The following is a 3,763-nucleotide window of genomic DNA, read 5'->3' as shown; positions in this document are numbered from 1 at the left end:
GGAGAAATCCCTCCAAGTAAGCCGAGTCGTGGAAAGAGGAAGCCCAAAGAGCGATCTTTGGAATCCTCGTACCTTTAGGTCGAGGAGGATGTCAACGCTTGCCTTGGCTTTCGGTGTTGCCTCCGGAGTCGGGCCGATCGGCGGTCTGTATGGTGCTATTTGCGTCGGCTTCTTTGCAGCTTTATTCGGCGGCACTCCCACGCTGATTTCCGAACCGACTGGCCCAATGACTGTGGTGATGACGGCGATCGTCGCCGGACTCACCGCCAGCAATCCAGACAAGGGTTTGGCGATGGCATTTACCGTTGTTATGCTGGCAGGGCTTTTTCAGATCGTATTTGGGGTTTTCAAATTAGGGAAATACATTACCCTGATGCCTTATAGCGTAATCTCCGGCTTTATGTCGGGGATTGGCGTGATTCTGGTTATTCTACAAATTGCACCCTTTTTAGGCCAAGCAGCGCCAAAGGGGGGTGTTTTGGGCACCGTAACGGCGATTCCGCAATTGATTGCCAATTTGAATCCACCGGAGGCAATTCTAGGTCTCTTGACGGTGGGGATCATTTTCCTCATGCCCAAAAAGCTGAAGCGCTTTGTGCCTCCCCAACTGGTGGCGTTGATTGTTGGAACTGTGATTTCTCTGACAGTATTTCAAGGTGTGGAAATTCGCCGCATTGGCGAAATTCCGGTGGGCCTTCCCCCATTGCAATTCCCTACTTTTACACCCGGTCAAGTGACAGTGATGTTAGTGGATGGGGTGATGTTGGGAATGCTGGGTTGTATCGATACCTTGCTGACAGCGGTGATCGCAGATAGTCTCACCCGGACTGAACATAAATCCGATAAGGAATTGATCGGTCAAGGCATCGGCAATATTGTTTCCGGTCTGTGCGGTGGCTTACCGGGTGCAGGTGCGACGATGGGAACGGTGGTCAACATCCAAACGGGTGCAACCACAGCGGTATCGGGTTTAACAAGGGCGTTAGTGCTGCTAGTGGTGGTTTTGGGCGCTGCCAAGCTGACCCAACCGATTCCGATGGCAGTGTTGGCAGGGATTGCGCTGAAAGTCGGGATTGATATTCTTGACTGGAGTTTCTTGAAGCGATCGCACAAGGTATCCCTCAAGGGTTCCGCGATCATGTACGGGGTATTGCTCTTAACTGTATTTGTGGATTTGATTGTGGCAGTAGGTATAGGTGTGTTTATCGCCAATATTCTTACTATCGAACGGTTGAGTAGTTTGCAATCTCAGGAAGTTAAGCTGATTGCCGATACAGATGACGATGCACGATTGAGCGAAGAGGAGAAGTTCCTACTGGATAAAGGCAAAGGGCGCGTGCTGTTATTTTACCTGAGTGGCCCAATGATTTTTGGCTTATCGAAAGCGATCGCACGCGAACACAATGCCATGAAGGATGCAGATGCGTTAGTAATGGATCTCACCGATGTGCCTTTGCTGGGAGTGACTGCTTCGCTGGCGATCGAAAATGCGATTCGCGATGCCTATGATAAAGGGTTGCAGATCTATATCGTCGGTGCGAGTGAGAAAATTCAGCGCCGCTTACAGAAGTTGGGACTGTTCGATCTAATTACCTCAGAACATATCTTGAGCGATCGCACGGTCGCCCTGCGTCAAGCCGTTGACCTGGTTTACAACAAAGAGGCAGTCGCCTAAAAAGGGCATGACAAGTTCGACGAATCGAGGTAACCTGATGCGTCAGGAAACTAACAATCGGTTGCCTCCGATTCAAATCAGGTTCACATCGTCTTTACCGCGTAACTCATGTTTTTGAACCATACAATTACAGCTTTAACTGGGATGACATCCCCGCTTTTCCCCTCGCCCTTGTTGGCAACTGTCGAGGCAGAAAATTCACCGATCGTTCTCACCGGAGTTCTGCTGAGTTTGGTGATAATTTATCTAGCCAGTAAAATTGGCGCAGAAATAGCCAAACGGTTAGATTTTCCGCCAGTTCTGGGGGAATTGGTGGCCGGTGTAATCGTCGGGGTATCTGCATTACACCTGATTATCTTTCCCGAAAGCGGGCTGTCTGCCTCTGATTCAGTGGTGATGACGATTCTGGAATGGATTAATCATCTCTCCCCCGCAGCTGCCACAAGTATATTTGAATCCCAGAGTGAAGTCATTTCCGTGCTAGCAGAATTGGGCGTGATTATTCTGCTATTTGAAATCGGTCTGGAATCCGATTTGCGACAATTAAAAGAAGTGGGATATCAAGCCACGATTGTAGCTTGTGTGGGGGTGGCAGTTCCTTTTGCAGCAGGTACTGTTGGCTTGATGACGTTATTCCACGTTCCCGCGATTCCGGCAATTTTTGCAGGGGCTGCTTTAACGGCAACAAGCATTGGGATTACATCCAAAGTATTGTCTGAATTAGGACAGCTGAAATCGAAAGAAGGTCAAATCATTGTTGGTGCTGCTGTCATTGATGATGTGCTGGGAATTATCGTCCTGGCTGTTGTCGCCAGTTTAGCGAAAACGGGTGAAATTGATGTTACTAATGTCATCTATTTGATTGTCAGTGCAACCGCTTTTCTGATCGGTTCCATTCTCTTGGGTGGCATCTTCAATAAAACCTTTGAGCGGATCGTCAATCAACTCAAAACTCGTGGCAATATCGTCATCCCAGCATTTATATTTGCCTATTTCATGGCATTTCTGGGCAATGCAATTCACCTGGAAGCGATTTTGGGTGCGTTTGCTGCTGGTTTAGTTCTAGATGAAAGCGATGCTCGCAACGAATTAGATGAACTGGTGAAGCCGGTCGCCGATTTGGTAGTGCCCATTTTCTTTGTGACAGTGGGAGCGAGAGCCGATTTGGGTGTTTTGAATCCGACCGTACCTGAAAATCGGGCTGGATTGTCGATCGCTGTATTTTTGATGGTGGTTGCTATTGTCGGCAAGATAGTGACAGGCTGGTCGGTGTTCGGTCAACCCGGTATTAATCGATTGGCGATCGGAGTTGGTATGATTCCACGGGGAGAAGTCGGGTTAGTGTTTGCCGGTATCGGTTCTGCCAGTGGCGTTCTCAGTAAGCCCTTGGAAGTATCGATTATTATCATGGTGATTCTCACCACATTTCTAGCACCGCCGTTTCTGCGCTTGGCTTTTGGTGAGCCAGTGGAACCGCCAAGCACAGGAGAACCTGCCAGGGAACAACCAGTTTTAGGGGGTGAATCTCAGCCAACACCGTGAGGTTGCTGGGGTCGATCTCAAATACCACAATCAGAAGCTCCAACTAACCTCAAGGTATAGTTGGAGTAGTTCACTAACTATTTTTGAAGATCAAAATACTTTCATACTTTAGACAAAAATAATTAAATCCATAAGTTTTGAGAAAGGGGTGCTTATGAGTCACTCTAATATAGAGTCTTTACTGGAAGACTGTCGATCGGGCGATCCTTACAGACAAGCACCAGCAATCATAAAGCTACGAAAGTTAGAAGCCTATAAAGCTGTCCCGACCTTAGTTGAGTTGCTTGCTTCCCCTGAAGAAGATATTCGGATGCTTGCAGTAGAGGCATTAGGATGGCTGGGAGACGAAGAAATTGAGACGGTTGGCCCTGCACTTGTAAAAATGTTAGCTGACTCAGAAGACCTTGTTAGATCCGATGCAGTGGATGCGCTCGCCACACTCGACTACACAACAGCGATCGAACCAATTAAGTCTCTCCTTCGTAGTGACTCTGATTGGGTTGTAAGAGCTTCAGCCGCAGAAGCATTGGGTGATTTGGCTGAAGT

Annotated in this window: 3 protein-coding genes; all 3 read left to right on the top strand. The window is 48.2% G+C overall.

Going from position 1 to position 3,763, the window contains the following annotated elements:
• The first annotated feature begins 88 nt into the window (after positions 1 to 88).
• The gene (locus tag H6S82_RS23180) at positions 89 to 1,675 is read left to right on the top strand and encodes a SulP family inorganic anion transporter (protein WP_190463260.1); all 1,587 of its coding nucleotides are present in this window, start codon (positions 89 to 91) and stop codon (positions 1,673 to 1,675) included.
• A 144-nt stretch (positions 1,676 to 1,819) separates the two neighbouring features.
• The gene (locus H6S82_RS23175) at positions 1,820 to 3,217 is read left to right on the top strand and encodes a cation:proton antiporter (RefSeq protein WP_347339534.1); all 1,398 of its coding nucleotides are present in this window, start codon (positions 1,820 to 1,822) and stop codon (positions 3,215 to 3,217) included.
• A gap of 154 nt (positions 3,218 to 3,371) precedes the next feature.
• Positions 3,372 to 3,763 (top strand): HEAT repeat domain-containing protein (locus H6S82_RS23170; RefSeq protein WP_191056776.1); only part of this gene is annotated, 392 nt, incomplete at its 3' end.

Origin of the sequence: Planktothrix sp. FACHB-1355 (assembly GCF_014748295.1) — a bacterium.
Lineage (GTDB): Bacteria > Cyanobacteriota > Cyanobacteriia > Cyanobacteriales > Aerosakkonemataceae > Aerosakkonema > Aerosakkonema funiforme_A.
Note: the sequence above shows the minus strand (reverse complement) of the source record. Positions and strands in the feature narration are given on the sequence as shown.

Coding starts and splice junctions, on each gene's coding strand:
- H6S82_RS23175 (WP_347339534.1), top strand. CDS start 1,820: ATGACATCCCCGCTTTTCCCCTCGCCCTTGTTGGCAACTGTCGAGGCA.
- H6S82_RS23180 (WP_190463260.1), top strand. CDS start 89: ATGTCAACGCTTGCCTTGGCTTTCGGTGTTGCCTCCGGAGTCGGGCCG.